At 53.1% G+C, this 15,775-nt stretch carries 11 protein-coding genes; 6 read left to right on the top strand and 5 right to left on the bottom strand.

The features are described 5' to 3' along the window. Nucleotides 1-609: 609 nt before the first annotated feature. Nucleotides 610-3,384: a DUF6797 domain-containing protein gene (locus tag HWI92_RS02640; protein WP_229248737.1), complete on the bottom strand. Its 2,775-nt coding sequence runs from the start codon at nt 3,382-3,384 to the stop codon at nt 610-612. A 184-nt stretch (nt 3,385-3,568) separates the two neighbouring features. Between HWI92_RS02640 and HWI92_RS02635 the strand changes: the two genes are divergently transcribed. Further along, nucleotides 3,569-4,867, top strand: coding sequence for an NCS2 family permease (locus HWI92_RS02635; protein ID WP_204660656.1), 1,299 nt, complete (start codon nt 3,569-3,571; stop codon nt 4,865-4,867). 2 nt (nt 4,868-4,869) lie between these two features. Further along, nucleotides 4,870-5,679 carry a 5'-methylthioadenosine/adenosylhomocysteine nucleosidase gene (locus HWI92_RS02630; RefSeq protein ID WP_204660655.1) on the top strand — a complete coding sequence of 270 codons (810 nt, stop codon included), beginning with the start codon at nt 4,870-4,872 and terminating at the stop codon, nt 5,677-5,679. Here the strand turns inward: HWI92_RS02630 and HWI92_RS02625 are convergent, their stop codons facing one another. The 4 genes from HWI92_RS02625 to HWI92_RS02610 form a co-directional block, all read right to left on the bottom strand. Beyond that, nucleotides 5,680-6,681, bottom strand: coding sequence for a DUF2278 family protein (locus HWI92_RS02625; RefSeq protein WP_204660654.1), 1,002 nt, complete (start codon nt 6,679-6,681; stop codon nt 5,680-5,682). A gap of 103 nt (nt 6,682-6,784) precedes the next feature. Then, nucleotides 6,785-7,903, bottom strand: coding sequence for a metallophosphoesterase family protein (locus tag HWI92_RS02620; RefSeq protein WP_229248735.1), 1,119 nt, complete (start codon nt 7,901-7,903; stop codon nt 6,785-6,787). A gap of 124 nt (nt 7,904-8,027) precedes the next feature. Next, complete coding sequence (locus tag HWI92_RS02615) at nt 8,028-10,013, bottom strand: beta-L-arabinofuranosidase domain-containing protein (RefSeq protein ID WP_204660653.1); 1,986 nt, start codon at nt 10,011-10,013, stop codon at nt 8,028-8,030. Nucleotides 10,014-10,037: 24 nt separating this feature from the next. Beyond that, nucleotides 10,038-12,368, bottom strand: coding sequence for a S9 family peptidase (locus HWI92_RS02610; protein WP_204660652.1), 2,331 nt, complete (start codon nt 12,366-12,368; stop codon nt 10,038-10,040). Between the two features lie 92 nt (nt 12,369-12,460). Here HWI92_RS02610 and HWI92_RS02605 point away from each other — a divergent pair, with 92 nt between their 5' ends. The 4 genes from HWI92_RS02605 to HWI92_RS02590 all read left to right on the top strand — a co-directional run bounded on the left by HWI92_RS02605 (nt 12,461) and on the right by HWI92_RS02590 (nt 15,771). Beyond that, complete coding sequence (locus tag HWI92_RS02605) at nt 12,461-14,059, top strand: M81 family metallopeptidase (RefSeq protein WP_204660651.1); 1,599 nt, start codon at nt 12,461-12,463, stop codon at nt 14,057-14,059. Nucleotides 14,060-14,211: 152 nt separating this feature from the next. Beyond that, nucleotides 14,212-14,439 carry a hypothetical protein gene (locus HWI92_RS02600; protein ID WP_204660650.1) on the top strand — a complete coding sequence of 76 codons (228 nt, stop codon included), beginning with the start codon at nt 14,212-14,214 and terminating at the stop codon, nt 14,437-14,439. 82 nt (nt 14,440-14,521) lie between these two features. Continuing rightward, complete coding sequence (locus tag HWI92_RS25535; protein WP_374757889.1) at nt 14,522-14,818, top strand: PIN domain-containing protein; 297 nt, start codon at nt 14,522-14,524, stop codon at nt 14,816-14,818. A gap of 80 nt (nt 14,819-14,898) precedes the next feature. Further along, nucleotides 14,899-15,771 carry an alpha/beta hydrolase gene (locus HWI92_RS02590; protein ID WP_204660648.1) on the top strand — a complete coding sequence of 291 codons (873 nt, stop codon included), beginning with the start codon at nt 14,899-14,901 and terminating at the stop codon, nt 15,769-15,771. Nucleotides 15,772-15,775 lie beyond the last annotated feature (4 nt).

The raw sequence follows: 15,775 nt of genomic DNA, 5'->3' as shown, positions 1-15,775 counted from the left end.
AAGCTAATCAGATCTTAATTGTCGTTTCTGAATTAAAGATTTAATTAGGTTAAAAAATACAATGCAAATCGATCAGGAATCGGATTTAAAACATTGCCTCAACTTTAAGATGCGGAGCAGGTTAGTGTGATGCTGTAAAAATGCTAAAAACAAGCGGGGTACTTAGGTTAAATTTCGTGAGCCGGGCAAATTGGGGTATGAAACGGACAAATATTTTTCCTAAGCAAAATGAAGCCTGATGTCAAAACTTCTGCATTTTTATTAAATGGTAGTGTCAATATTTGTTCTTGCATTCAGATATCCGGCACGTAATTCAGGCAGTTAAGTAATACTGAAATACCATAACGATTCGTCCTAAACGCAGGCACTTTTATTCCTATTTTTTTATACTTAAATACCAAAATAGAGCACATATTTAAGTTAGTGCAATGCATTTACAGAAACATTTATATGCGCGCCAAAGAAATAATTACATGATTAATATTAAGCTATTTCAGGAGCATTTTATTTCAATATAAAAATAAAGCGCGGCAACTATGGTGCCGGTATAGTTACTTAATTACCGCGCTAATTTTTACGTAAAGTCGAAATACATCCGGCCTGTGCGTACTATTTTCCTGCCAGTGATTTCAGATAAAGGGTGATGGATTCGATTTCATTATCAGACAGCACTCCTTCAAAGGAAGGCATTTCGGGACTGTAACCTTTTACTACTTTCCGCCCCGGATCAAGGATCGATTCCCGGATGTATTTTTCGTCTGCAACCGTAGTGCTTCCATCTTCAAACGTCCGTCTGGATTTATAAAGATTCTGGAAAGGCGGGCCATACATGCCATCGGTTTTCAGCCCTTCCGAGTGGCAGCCTGCACATGCCATTTTCTGAAAAAGCGCTTTGCCTGCCTGTGCTGTTGCCGGTGCTTCTTTCGCCGCCTTAACCGGCGCGCTTTCATTCTTAACCGACAATAATGCAAGGTTCACATCTTTGAACCCGTACCTGGAAAGGTCCATGTCGCCCGCATCATTAACCGTAAACCAGAAACCTTCCGCAGTGGCAAGTCCCGACGTTGTCCGCAATGTATAGTTCAGCTCCATTTGTTCCACCTCCTGCATATCCGGGATCAGCAGCAGCACCTTCCGGTTATCGGCCGAGAGGTATGCGCCCGCCACCGGCAGTGTCTCCTCCCCCTTCGACCCATCGGTCTTGAAGTGCCCGGACCCATATTCTTCCGTGCGCTTGTAATTCCAGCGTTTGATTTGATAATGACTTACATCCTCGGCCGTTTTCCGGTCCAGGGGTGTGTCAAAGCCGAGTACGATCCCCTGCTTACCTGCCCTGAAATGGCCGGGAAGGAGGCTGGTTTTACCCGTGTACCGCAGCCGCAGCAAAGCACTGATGCCGGTGGAAGTTGAGCCCCAAAGGTTGAAGCCGCCCACGTACAACTGTCCGTCGGCCGGGTTCATTGCACCTTTGGAAGTAGGCGCCGGATAGTCCGCATGAATGACCGAAACCCCTCCTTGTATGTTTGTAGCCGCACTGTCGATCAGCACGCGGAAAAGACCGGGGCGTCCGAATGAAAAATGCACCAGGCTGCCATTCAGCGGGCCCATGCGGTCACTGGTTACCCAGGCCTGGCTGATGCTGGATCGGTCTACATTATGCGGGATCCAGGTGAGGGGCCGGGTAATTTCAGGCTGGTCTTTGCGGTGAACCGTAGGCTCCACGCCAAAATAGTCGCCTTTTTTGATCAGGTAAATGGGTGTGGACGGCACAAAGTTACCCTGCTGGTCGGAGGCAGTGAGCGCGCCGGTGCGGGGATGCATGCCCAGGTAGGGCCCGCGAAACCCGGTGGCTACTATCTCCATTTTGCGGCCATGTTCATAAATGCGGATCACCGACCCGTTCTGATCAGACCCCGCCCTGAAACCCTTGGCAACCGCTTTGGTTACGCCGGGACCATTATCCAGGCTGCCGCCTTTGGCAATATAGAAGTTACCGTCCGGAGCTGTCACCAGGTCAGCGGCCCACTCGCGGGATTCGGGCGATTGCTGCATGATATTGGAATAATTTTCATAAAAATCAGCTTCCCCGTCGTGGTTGATATCGTGAAGCCGCACAATGCCTTCCCTACCAAATACATATACAGAATCTTTGACAATCTCGATGCTCATCGGTTCGTGCAGGCCTGAAGCAAAACGTTTCCATTTCAGCTGAGCCAGGTTCTTGCTGATCCCGTCCACAGTCCAGACATCTCCGTCGAACGTAACAACCGCTGCGCGCCCATTGCTGAAAAAACCCACATCCGCCACCCGCACGTTCCTTTTCCATGGATTGGGCAAGGGAAGTGTAAGCTGGTCCGTGACGTAGGCGGCCGTATCAGGAGCAAGCTTTCCGGCTGTGGTCACAGCCTGCTTCCAGTGTGCAGGCCCGCCCTTGCGGAAGTCGGGCATGGCAGCGGGTTTTATCCGGCAATATTTTTCAAACTCACCCCTGCGGCTCGCCGGACCTTTCCAGATCGCCACCGCCATGTCACGCGACCTGGCCGACGCTGGTATGCGTACAGTGAGGTAGCGGCCATTGGTGATTCCGGCCTGCACGCCGCCACTTTTTCCCAGCACAGCCACTGCCGTTACCGAGTCCTTCCCGGCTCCCTGGTATACATAGGCGATCTGCCCTTTGATTTCGCTGCCGGATGCATTGGGTACGTCTGCCGCCGTAAAGTACAGGTCTGTACCTCCTGCCCCGACCTGCATCGTACGGGTAAATGCGGTTTCACTCCCGAAGCGCGCCGCACCGGGAAGCTCAGATATTTCCGACTTCCCGACCGTATACTGAAGAATCGCCTGTTTACCAAACACATACAAACCCTTCCAGCGCCCCTGCTCAGCAGGCATGGGCTGCCACGATGGCTGCCGGTTTTCATCGGAAAACGCAGGTGCTTCCACAGACCAGCCTGCATAGGAGCCCGTGGCGATGCGCGGCGACCCGGTGACCGTGGTTACCTGATTGTTTTTATTAAAAAAATCACGGTACGAGATCTGGGCCATTTGCACCATGGGCAGGAATTTGCCTGTCCAGGCTACTGACCATCGCAGCAGGTCGGTATCAAAGCATACGTACGCACTGTCGCCCAGCTGCAAAGCCAGGGTACGGGCGGCGATGTTACTTTTTGGAAAAGCAGTGCCCAGCGAGCGAGCGTCCACGGAGGTGGAAATAAATGGAAAGTCCGGCTCCACGAAGTTGCCGATTTGTGTACTGTCTGCATGTAATGCAGCTTGCTTCCGCCAGAGGCGCGACTTACCTGCAAACAGCGCAGCAGAAATAATGAGAAGGATCATACCGGCAGTGAGTACGCGCCGGCCAACAAAACGAGGTGCCCTGGACATATGGATCATTTGACAATTCAGGAGCCTTTGCCCTATTTCGGGCGTGGCTCCCCTGCAAAGAAGAAATCGAACCTAACTTACCCTTACAAATGCGTCGATTTATGGTATTCTACCCATTCCGGGACCCTTACCCTGATTTTTTTAACCAATCCTTAATCCCTATCTTGGAAAGAAAGTCGTTGTTATGGGATTTTCTTTCGGGCTGGATCAAAAAAATACAACTGTTTCCACTGAAATTCTTGCAGGGATTTCGTCCTTTCTGGCTACTGCCTACATCATTGTTGTTAATCCCGCCATACTCAGTCAGACAGGAATGCCATTTCCGGCGGTACTGACGGCAACGATCACGGTTTGTTTTTTCAGCAGCCTCCTGATGGGGCTTTATGCCAATAATCCAATTCTGGTAGCGCCGGGTATGGGGCTGAATGCTTTCTTCACCTTTACAGCCGTGTTTACTTACAAGCTCAGCTGGCAGGTCGCGCTGGGCACCGTATTCTGGTCGGGCGTCTTCTTTTTACTGCTTTCGGTCCTCAACGTCCGCTCGTACATTGTGCAGGCGATACCCAAGCCACTCCGGTATGCAATCGCGTCGGGGATCGGCTTGTTTATCACCCTCATCGGCTTTGCCAACGCGAAGTTTATCGTGGCCAGCCCGGCTACCATGATCAGCCTGGGCCAGCTTACCCCGGCCGTACTGACCTTTGTGGCCGGTCTTCTGATAACGGTCATTTTACTGATCAGAAAAGTAAAAGGCAGCATCCTCATCGGCATTGTACTGACAAGCCTCCTGGCCTGGCCCACCGGGCGGTGGTGGGGCGGCAGCGAGGTAATCATCAGCATAGAAAAGCTGGTGGCAATGCCCGATTTCTCGCTTTTTTTCCAGCTCGACCTGGTAAACTCACTGCAATGGAGCCTCGCGCCGGTGATCCTTGCATTTGTATTTACGGATATGTTTGACAGCCTCTCCACCTTTGTGGGACTGGCCGAAGCTTCCAACCTGCTGGACGAAAACGGCGAGCCTCAGCATATTAAAAAGTCGCTGGTCGTGGACGCTTTGTCAACCACCATTGCAGGTCTGGCAGGAAGCAGTCCGGGTACCGCGTACATCGAGTCGGCCGTGGGCATTGAGCAGGGTGGCAAAACGGGGCTGACTGCAGTGACCGGAGCTGTGCTGTTCCTTCCCTTCCTGTTCCTCTCGCCCCTGCTGAGTGCCATTCCCTCGATCGCCACGGCGCCGGCACTGGTGCTGGTGGGTGTTTTTATGATGAAGCCGGTGATCCGCATCCGGTGGAACAACCTGGAAGAAGCATTTCCTGCATTTCTCGCCATGGTACTGATCCCGTTTACCTATTCCATCACGCAGGGCATTATCTGGGGCTTTCTGAGCTGGACGGTTTTAAAGGTTACCGCCGGTAAATGGAGCGAGATCAGCCTGGCCTTGTGGATCATCAACCTCTTTGCATTGCTTGCTTTACTATTATAAAAATGAAGAAAACGCTTTACGCCAGTCTGTTTCTCCTTTTCATTGTTTTACAAAAAACCGCTGCCCAGCAGGTTACAGGCATCCTGGGCGCGTTTCCTCCCGAGCTGGTACTGCTGCAAAGCAAAATGGAGAATAAGCGGGATACCCTGATCATGCAGGTGAAATTTGTGCGCGGTACCCTGAGCGGAAAACCTGTGGTACTCGCCCAGACGGGCATCGGTAAGGTAAATGCCGCGGTAGCCACGGCCCTGATGATCGAGCATTTCAAACCCCGGGAGATCGTTTTCTCGGGCATCGCCGGCGGGATTGATCCGGCACTTTCTCCGGGCGATATCGTCATCGGCACAGAAGTTACCTACCATGATTTCGGTACCGTCACGGACAGTGCCATGGTGTACCGGCCTACTGCCAATCCGTTTAACATGCAGGAAAATCCGCTTGCATTTGCCTGTGATCCCGCGCTGGTAGCCAGGGCGATCAAGGCATCCCGGGGCCTTTCGCTTGAAAAGATTGTGCGGGAAAACGGGAGCTTTGAGCCGCTCGTGCGTGAAGGTGTGATTGTGACAGGCGACGTGTTTGTATCTTCCGAAAATGCGACGGCCCGGCTGCAGAAGGACTTACATGCTGCCGCTACCGAAATGGAGGGAGCGGCCATCGCACAAACGTGTTATCAATACCATACGCCTTTCCTGATCATCCGGAGCATGAGCGACAAGGCTAACAGCAAAGCTAAAAACGATATGATGGCCTTTTACCAGACCGCAGCCAAAAACGCCGCGGTACTGGTGATGGCAGTGGTGGGCAGCCTGTGATCAGAATACGATGAGCCTTCCTTTGCGCGACGCCTGACTTTTGGTATAGCTTACACCGGCGATGTTTTTGCCGGTCGGATCGAGGAGCGAAAGCGTGCCTCCGTTGTTGCTGAGCTGAAATTGGTCTCCGGTTACCGGTACAATAACAACCTCGCCCGCGCCGGCCTGCAGACCATCCAGCGGCAGCCCGCGTTCCAATTTATCGGTCAGCATGTATCCGTCCAGACTGATGGTAGCGGAGGTTGCATTAAGCAGATACACCTTTTCTTCCTCGCTGCCTCCGGGTGAAACCAGGGCTGCAATGATGTAGAGGTCCTTTTCGGATGTGGCTGGCGAAGGCGCTCCGGCCATCGGGTTACCCTGCTCATCGGTATGGAAAGACTGGGACTGGAATGCAAGAAAAAGGGCTACCCATTCATCGGTCTGCGTAAAATGCAGCAGCATGCCGCCGTCCTGCCAGGTACCATTATCAGCCCTGAACTTACCCTCATTTCCCTGGTTCATGTGGATGTCGTGGATGCCCGAACCCGGCAAAAAACCAAAGTACTGGTCTTTCCGGTTGGATTCGGGTCCCCACCTTTCTCCAAATGCATACAGCTCGGCTCCCGGATCGTTCAATGCTTTTGTAATGTAAAAGTCAAGCTTTTCATTCAGGTCATTGTCGGGGCCGGGCAGGTCGAAGGGCAGCGGCTTCATGAGGGCGCTATCAAAAAGATTTCTCCTGACAAAATCAAGCGCCAGCCCGTTGGGTTCGGAAGGTACAGGTGTGAAACCGCTGGGCAGATCTGCTTCTTTAATCCTGTCGATCAGCTCGTGCTCAAAATTGTCTGTGAAGTAGTAGAGCAGCTCTGAAGGCGCCAGCTGCGACATGACATTGATCGCAATGCGGTGTTTGGAACCGGCTTCATCTTCCAGCAATACCTGGTAGTGGGGCGAATTTTTGGTGGCGAGCTTCTTGCCGGTCACCCTGGCTTTCAGCACACAATAATTTTTCAAAGGCATATTGGTAGCGGTTAAAAGGTGTGGAACATTCGGTAAGCTACAAAAACCGGCACGCTGCCGGGCCTCAGCAGATCAAACTTTATTTAGCGGAAAGCTTTGAAAATCAGGTATGCACTTCAAACTCGTCGGTGAGCTGTACCAGCAGGTCGGGCTTTTGTTCGGTAGCGGGCACAATGGTGTAATACTTGCCTGTAAGTGCCACGCCAGTACCATTCCTGGCCAGATCAATCCGTAAAAAACCGTGGCGATCGTCGCAGTAACGTTCCAGTACCACTTCCTCAAACAGGTTGTTCAGCCCGGTAAACCGGCGATCGGAAAGGGATGCCACAGGATGCAGCTCATCATACCCGCCAGAACCTGCCACTACAAACGGGACTATTTTACCGTCCTCATATTTCTTGTGGAAACGCTGGTAATTATGCACATGCCCGCTGAAAACAATGTCGGGATGGATGCCTGTTTCCAGGAAAACCTCCTCAAAAAACCGGATCATGGGCATGCTCGAACCATGGTTGATGTCGGCTGAATAGGGAGCATGGTGTATACACACGATCAGCATTTTGCCGGGCCTTTCGGCCTGTGCCGCTTTGAGCTCCTCCACAAACCATTCGCGCTGGGCGGGTGTGATCACACCGTATTTGGGTACGTTGCTGTGCAAACCGATGATGTTGGCCAGGGGCGTCTGCAATGTCCAGTAAATGTTGGGCTGGATCATGCTCTTGCGGGCTGCATTGCCGCTGAATGGTACCATCCTGGGATGGGTATCGCAGAAAACGGTTTTGAATGGTTCCAGGCTCTTGTACTTTACCCGGCTGTCCGTATTCACGTCACTGTCGTGATTGCCCGGGATGGCGAACACAGGGGCGGGATAGGATGTAAAAGGTCCGAAAAACTGCCGCTGATACTCGATCGCCTCCCCATGATTGTACACCACGTCACCCAGGTGGTACAGGAACCCGAGCGTACCGCCGCTGGCATCGGGATGCGCGTACTGGTCTACCATTTCCTGCACAACCTTGGTCAGAAAACTCGAATCTTTCAGGCTGCCGCTGTCGCCCAGCATGTGGAATGAAAAGCTGTCGGACGAAATGCCCGGGAGTACTTTCCGGATGTTGAGCCGGTATGGATAGTTGCCGGTCGGGGCAGGCAGGGGCAGAAATTTGTAGGTGTCGTCGGGCTGGCCTTTCTTAATTACCGGCCCGCTGTATTTCGGGTCATTCACTGGATAAATTTTTTGCAGGAGCTACTAGTAAGGAATTGCCAAAAGCTTTTTTCCGTTCCCGTTGATCGTAAACAAATCGTTAAAACCTGCCCGCCTTAACCATACCATCAGCTTAGCTAATCGCCTATTTTCCGCCGATAACAGGAAATTGCGAGATCCTGAGCTGGGTGCAGCCATAAGGCACCAGCTCGATATCCTCTTCCTCCGCGGCCGTTTCCATGTTGTAAATCGTGCTGTACGGAATGGGCCCTGCGGTTTCATTGTACAGCTTCCAGGAAGGTATCTTCCTGGCCTTGGTACGGATGATGACAGGGGCGTTCTGCAAATTCCAGGGATATGCGGCTACGTCTTTCTGCTGGGCTACGCTATAATTTTCCGATATCCTGGCTTCCGGCACATGGTAGAGCCCGTAATTCCAGTCGGTTGCGGGACGCACTTCAATAAAACTACTTCCGTAGGCAACGGGATCCTTGCTATTGGCAACCCTGGTTTCCTGCTCACCGATCTTCAATGCAAAGGTCAGCGGGCCTCTCTCCACCGAGAGCGCATTCTCCTGCCAGCGACGATTGAAAATGTGCATCGGCAGTTGGAGCTCTACCCGGTCGCCATTTTTCCATCCGCGCCGCAGCGCAACTACTTTCCCCCCCTCCGACTTTTCCCACACCTTGCCATTGATTAGTATGGTCGCCTCTTTGCACCAGGCAGGCACCCGCAGGTAAAAGGGAAAGTTCAAAGCCGGGCCCGGTACGCCGCTTTCAAGTGAAAACCGCACCGATTCGTCAAAAGGATAGTTGGTTTCTTCTTTCCACACCATCTCACGACCACCAACCCGGACCTTGGCCTCACTCGGTGCATATACCAGTGCGGCTACTCCCCGGTCGCCAGTCGTATACCACAGATTTTGGGCAAATTTAGGCCAGCCCTGGTGCATGTTGGACGTGCAGCAAGGATATCCCGAAAGCACGCCGTAACATACGTCAGTACCCCCATGGTTATCCGCAAAGTTGCGGACCTGCCTGGTGGCCATCACCTGGTTAGCCTGCTGAAAATACTGGCGCGCCATAAAATCGTCGGTCGCCTGGGCAGGCAGTGCATTGAATGCGATCTTCTCGAGCCGGTCAGCAAAATCCACATCCCCGGTAATTTCAAGGGCCGTTTCAAGTGAAAACATCATTTCCACGGCACTGCAGAACTCCGAGCCCTGCGTGGGATTGTTGCCGTGCAATGCCTCATCACCCCCATAGAGGCCGTGTGCCATCCCATTGTATTTATCCAGATCAGCCAAACCTTTCTTCAACGCATTCAGGTACATTTTGTCGGGATGATGGCGGTAGTACACAGCCGGCTCCTTGAACCCCTGGGCCAGATTTACACAATGGATGCTGCCTGTTTGTGCGAGCAGCCCGGTATGCAGGAATGAGCCCGTGTAATCAAAAGTCTGCCTGTGCAGCAGCTCGCCCAATTGCAGCAGAAAAGGTGCTTTTGTAATGTCGTACAGCCAGTACACCATCATCAGGTTGTCGCCGCCGCGGAACCTTGCCCAGTAAGTCCAGTGGCCAAGGGGTGTTTGGGGGAGTTCTTTCAGCTGGTACCTGAAATAGTTGGTCATCAGGGTGATTACCCGCTGGTCTTTGGTAGCCGAGTAGTACTGCTGGAGTACTTTGAGCATCACCATTTTAGGCCACCAGTCGCGGCTGTTGTCACGCTGCAGGCCTTCCTCCTGCGGGTAATCCGTTGCCGGACCAAAGTAGCCGTCCGGCTGCTGGCTGTTCAATGCCCACTCCACCCATGGTTTTGCCTTCGCAATCAGCTTTTCGTCGTGCAACATGTAGGCGAGCGGCACCAGCCCGTCGATCCAGTAAGGCCCCCGCTCCCACTGGTCGCCGTCACCGCCAAGCCAGCCATTCCGCTCATTCATTACCAGCGGGTAATGTACGTCGAGGTGGCCGGTGAGCCCGTCCCGCTGCCGAACCAGCATTTCGTTCAGCCATCCGGCCGGCCGAATGTCGCCCAGCGGAAGCTGCCTGCAGGTAACCGGTGCCTGAGCCCGGGCCGCAGGGATGAGTAAAGAAAAGACAGCCGCGGAAAGTACGCGAAAGGGATTGATCATGTTAGGGAACGTTAGGCAAAAAAGCTATTCAACGTGGTTGCGTGGATCTTCCGAATACTTCATCAGGTACTCTTTGGGTGGTTCGCTGCCCATCAGGTTTTTGATAAAATAGTCCCAGCGGCGGCGCATCATGTAGCCCGTGTAATTGGCAAAACCGTGGCGCGTATTTGGAAAAACAATCAGGTCATAATCCTTATTGGCATCCTGCAATGCCTCAATTACCAGCATGGTGTTGTAGGGTGGTACGTTGTCGTCCATCAGCCCATGGGCCAGCAGCAGCTTTCCTTTCAACCTCCCGGCATGTACCTGATTGGCCTGCGCGTGGTAGCTGGAGTGTCCGTCTGCGCCGCCTTCCTGCAGCAAACCATTGTAGCGTTCGCCCCAGTCGTCCTCGTAATTCCGGTTGTCGTGGTTACCCGATTCCGCAATGCCCACCTTGAAAAAGTCGGGATAGCGGAACATTGCACAGGCGGCCGCAAACCCGCCACCCGAGTGGCCCCAGATTCCCACCTTTGTCGTATCTATCCAGGCATGCTGCGCGGCCAGCTGCCGTACGGCTGCCACCTGGTCGGGCAGTGTATTATCGGCCATGTTGCCGTAACTCATATCATGGAAGCGCTTGGAGCGGAGCGGGTTGCTGGTACCTTCGAGTTCCATCACGATAAAGCCCAGCTCGGCAAGTGCCTGGTTGTCGCGCCGCGATGCGCTGAATGCCCAGGTACGCACACTCCCTCCCTGTGGACCGGGATAAATGTAGTCCACCACCGGATACTTCCGGGTCGAATCCATTCGGGTCGGCGTATACAGCAGACCGTAAACATCCGTTTTACCATCATGCGCCTTCACCGAAAACGGTATTGGCGGTTTCCAGCCGGCAGTTTTGAGCCGGGATACATCCGTTCTGGCCAGTTCGAGCAGCTGCTTCCCGGCGCTGTTCCTCAGTACGTACACGGGCGCGACATCGGGCTCAGAGTAGCTGTCGGTAAAATAATCGCCCGAGGCAGACAGTGTCACTGCATGTACGCCCTTTTCTGGTGTCAGCAGGGTCAGGTTTTTTCCGTCAAAATCCACTTTGTAAAAGCGGGTATAGTATGGATTGCCACCCTCGCGCGCATTGGCAAGGAAATATATCTGCCTTTTTTTCTCATCCACCCGCACGAGCTGCGTCACTACCCATTCTCCCCGGGTGATCTGGTTTTTGAGCTGGCCGGTCGCTACATCGTACAGGTACAAATGTCCCCAGTTATCACGCTCCGAGTACCAGATCACCTCCCTGCCCGCAGCCAGGTATTTCCAGCTGATGGCATTCTGGCCCGATTCAAACTGGGTAGGCACATTTTCCTCGAAAATATCCTTTACTGCCCCTGTGGTGGCATCGGCAACCCGGAAGCGCGCCTGCTTGTGGTCGCGGGAAGTGGATACAAATGCAAGCTGCGAACCGTCGGAGCTCCACTCGGCATCATTGAGTACACCTGCCCGGCTGATGTCGTCGCCGAGCGTGGAGCGGTGCGGGTCCGGCGGTACCTGCAGGCGCACCACCTTGGGGTTTCCGACTTCGATGATGACGCGGTGGATCATGGCCACCACGCTGTCACCCGGCAGCGGGTACTTCCAGGCTTCGAGCCTTGGGTGGCCTACGTTGGTGGTCACCAGGTACATATCCCCCACACGCCGCTCATCCTGCTGAAAAGTTGCAATTTTCCGTGAGTCGGGAGACCATAACAAAACCGGCCTGTCACTATGCCGCCAGCCTGCATTATCCGTTGCATAGCCGAAATTGGTTGTGCCGTCAGTGGTAAGCTGGGTCGTCTGGCCGGTTTCAACGTCCCGCACCCACAGGTTCCAGTCTTTGATAAATGCTGCTTTTTTACCATCGGGAGACAACATTCCTGCTTCCCGCTCGGCCGCATGTATTGGTTTTGAGGCTGCATCTTCCGTCAGCTGGTAAGTTTTCAGGTTGCAGCTCCACTTTTTGCCAGCCGCCGAAAACAGGATTGATTTTTGGTCCGCTGAAAAAGTAAACTCCTGAAACGGCAGCATGAATGCTGTATAATTTTTTCCTGAAACCGCCCTGAGTGCTTTGGCCAGCTTTTCATGATCGAATGCGGGCGATTTTGTCCCGCGCCGCGCATCGACCAGCACAAACTCACTGCCTGCGGATGTAAGTACCCGGTACCAGAACCTTTCACCGCTGAGCCACACCGGCTTACCTGGCACCTGGTCGAGGTACCTCTGGGTATGATGAGCCAGGAACATTTCCGCATGTTCGTAATCTTTATCGGTAAACCGGGCCTGCTGTGCCAGGGATGGGCCTGCTATCAGCACCGGAAGTACCAGGGGTAACCACTTTTTCATATGGGTAAATAATGGATGGTCTGTTTGTACTATTGCAAAATAAGCTACTTTTAAGACGAACATTATACCGTCTGTTTGTTAAAAATCAAAATATGAAGAAAGCTATTCTGCTGGGAGCAGCATTTTCTATTTTTATTTCGGCTGCCTGCCTCTCTGCACCTGACCATCCTTCCCGGCAAAGCAGCGGGAAGCAAAGCCATCCACAGGCTACCCGCCGGGTTGCTATTGCAGGCCTGGGCATCGAGTCGAGCACCTTTTCTCCCGCCCTCACCACCGAGGAAGCATTCCATGCCAAATACGGCGAGGAAGTGTTCACCTCATACCCTTTCATGCATACAGACTCGGCCTTGCGCAAAGGTGCACAATGGTTTCCGACACTGGTAGGAAAATCGTTGCCGGGCGGAGCGGTCACCCGCGAAGCCTATGAGTCGCTGGTGAAGCAGTCGCTCGACCTTTTAAGAAAAAACCTGCCCTATGACGGTTTGTACTACGATATTCACGGAGCCATGAGCGTGGTGGGACTGGACGATCCCGAGGGAGACTTTCTCAAACGCATCCGCGAAGTGGTAGGCACCAAAACGTTAATTTCGACGTCCATGGACCTGCACGGCAACGTTTCCTGGCGACTGGCACAGCATTCGGATATTATTACCTGCTACCGTATGGCACCCCATGAGGATGCCCTGCAGACCAAGCGCCGGGCAGTCGGTAACCTGCTCACGCGCATGGAAAACGGAAAGGGAAAGCCCGCTTACAAAGCCTGGATACCGGTTCCGATCCTACTGCCGGGAGAAAAAACAAGTACTCGCATTGAGCCGGGAAAAAGCCTGTACGCCCAGGTTGCGCCCGCATCCGTGCAGGAAGGCATCGTGGACGCGGCGATCTGGATCGGATATGCCTGGGCCGACGAGCCCCGGAACCATGCCGTGGTGATGGTCACCGGCGACGACAAGGCGAAAGTAACTGCAACAGCCGAAAAGCTGGCTGCCAGCTTTTGGAAAGTCAGGAACGAGTTTGCATTTGTTGCCCCTACTGCTTCACTGCAGGAAAGCCTGGACAAGGCATTGGCCAGCAACAAGCATCCTTTCTTTATCAGCGACTCCGGCGATAACCCTACTGCCGGCGGTGCTGGTGACGTAACCTGGACTTTAACAGAAATCCTGAAAAGAAAAGAATTCCAGTCCGTCAATGGTCCTTCGCTGATCTATGCATCCATTCCCGGACCTGAGTTTGTTAAAAGCGCCATCGCAGCAGGTGTAGGCAAGAAAGTGGAGGGATACGCGGGTGCACGTGTCGATGCACGTTTTGCACCGCCCGTAAAGCTGTCGGGCATTGTGGAGTCGATTGAATATGGTGATAAAAATGCCGAGGTGGAAGTGGTGGTAAAAGTGGGAAGTGTGCACGTGATCGTGACGCAGAAACGCAAGCCTTACCACAAAGAGGCTGACTTTACCCGCCTCGGGCTCAATCCCCGCAAGTCGGATATTGTGGTTGTCAAGATCGGCTATCTTGAACCTGAGCTGTACAACATGCGCGCAGACTGGCTCCTGGCGCTCACGCCCGGTGGCGTGGATCAAAACCTCGACCGTCTGGAATACAAGCGGATTAACCGGCCTATGTTCCCCTTCAATAAGGACATGCCCGCCCCCGACCTGAAAGCCCAGCTCGTACCTTTGTCCGACGCTAAATAATGCAATGACATCCGGCTGTACAACCCTGTCAGCCGGATGCCATGATTCGCACCGGCTAACCCTCCTTTTCTGCGCTGTGTTTTTACCCCGCTTTCCTGGTATAAATTGTTTTGTAAATTATTATACTTGCAACTCAGCAAACCACATTACACATGACTATACAGGATCGCATACAACAGGACCTGGCATTGATCTCACAGGATGAAGCAATGCAGCCCCAGCTGCTCCATTTATTGCAGACTCTGAAACTAAATACAACTTCTCAGTCGAACCGGGACAAAGTACTTGCGCACGCCGGCACCGTTGGCAACCAGGAGGCTGCCGAAGTAGCAGGCATAATCAATGACGCATTCGGAGGAATCGATGGGGAATGGCACTGAAAGAAATAGCGCTTGACACCAACATCGCCATTGAAGTCCTGAATAACAACCTTTCTACAATTCTTGCGCTTCCCATTTTGAACTGATCTACCTCCCGGTTGTTGTCTGCGGAGAATTATTGTATGGTGCAAAAAACTCAGCGAGGGCTTCGTACAACCTTCCGCGCTACCTGGGCTTCATTGAAGATTGCCGCATCCTTAACACCGTGAACGCCGTGGCAGCAATGTACGCTGACCTCAAAAGACATCTTCGTATTACCGGCACGCCCATTCCTGAAAATGACATCTGGATTGGTGCAACGTGCATTGTATATGACATTCCCCTATTTACGCGCGATCATCATTTTTCTAATCTTCCGGCATTACAGCAGTTAAGCTGAGGCCGTGGTTCATCGCCTGACGCAGGTATAATGCTGCCTTCATGCTCTTATTTGTTTCAAATAAAAAAGAAACAGACAAGATGAAACTAAACAAATTACATGCGGGGCTGCTGGCTGCGGCCTTCACATTTGCACAACTGCATGAACACGCCCTGGCCCAGCAAAATGAGGTGATACCACTTTGGAAAAATGGTGCACCAGGCTTCGAAAGCCGGGCTAAAGAACCGGAGCAGGCCAAGGATTACTGGGTTAAAAACATTCACAATCCTTCGCTGGAAGTGTTCCTGCCGGAAGCCGGAAAGGGCAATGGTACTGCGGTGGTGGTATGCCCGGGTGGCGGTTTCAGGCTGCTGGTGTACAATGCAGAGGGTGTGGAGCCGGCTCAATACCTGGCAAGGCTCGGTGTCACTGTTTTTGTATTAAAATACCGGCTGCCAAGAGAAGACGGCTCCCCCTACTCGCTGGATAAACAGCCCCGCGAGGATGCACTTCGGGCAATGCGGCAGGTGCGCAGCCTGGCTTCCCGGTATCACATCAATCCTTCACGTGTGGGTATGCTCGGCTTTTCGGCCGGGGGCGAAGTGGTAGCGTCCGTAGCTTACACTTCCGGCAAAGGCGAAACCACTGCCAAGGATCCTATCGACCGGCTTGACGGCAGGCCCGATTTTCAGATGCTGATTTATCCCGGACCGCTGGGCATTCCCGACAAGGTACCACAGGATGCGCCTCCCGCATTTTTGCTGGCCGCCAATGACGACCCCTGCTGCGCGGTAACTACGGTGGATCTTTTAACCCGGTATCGCGAGGCCAAACGTCCTGTGGAAGCACACCTTTATACCAAAGGGGACCATGGCTTCAACATGGGCAACCGCTCGGACCGGCAGAGTATCAAATCGTGGCCCCAGCGGCTGGCCGACTGGCTGGCCGACAACGGGTATCTGAAAAAAGATTAACAAA

Origin of the sequence: Dyadobacter sandarakinus (assembly GCF_016894445.1) — a bacterium.
Classification (GTDB): domain Bacteria; phylum Bacteroidota; class Bacteroidia; order Cytophagales; family Spirosomataceae; genus Dyadobacter; species Dyadobacter sandarakinus.
The sequence above is the reverse complement of the archived record's forward strand: the minus strand, read 5'-3'. Positions and strand labels throughout refer to the sequence as shown.

Coding starts and splice junctions, on each gene's coding strand:
- HWI92_RS02635 (WP_204660656.1), top strand. CDS start 3,569: ATGGGATTTTCTTTCGGGCTGGATCAAAAAAATACAACTGTTTCCACT.
- HWI92_RS02590 (WP_204660648.1), top strand. CDS start 14,899: ATGAAACTAAACAAATTACATGCGGGGCTGCTGGCTGCGGCCTTCACA.
- HWI92_RS02600 (WP_204660650.1), top strand. CDS start 14,212: ATGACTATACAGGATCGCATACAACAGGACCTGGCATTGATCTCACAG.
- HWI92_RS02640 (WP_229248737.1), bottom strand. CDS start 3,384: ATGTCCAGGGCACCTCGTTTTGTTGGCCGGCGCGTACTCACTGCCGGT.
- HWI92_RS02630 (WP_204660655.1), top strand. CDS start 4,870: ATGAAGAAAACGCTTTACGCCAGTCTGTTTCTCCTTTTCATTGTTTTA.
- HWI92_RS02615 (WP_204660653.1), bottom strand. CDS start 10,013: ATGATCAATCCCTTTCGCGTACTTTCCGCGGCTGTCTTTTCTTTACTC.
- HWI92_RS02605 (WP_204660651.1), top strand. CDS start 12,461: ATGAAGAAAGCTATTCTGCTGGGAGCAGCATTTTCTATTTTTATTTCG.
- HWI92_RS02625 (WP_204660654.1), bottom strand. CDS start 6,681: ATGCCTTTGAAAAATTATTGTGTGCTGAAAGCCAGGGTGACCGGCAAG.
- HWI92_RS02610 (WP_204660652.1), bottom strand. CDS start 12,368: ATGAAAAAGTGGTTACCCCTGGTACTTCCGGTGCTGATAGCAGGCCCA.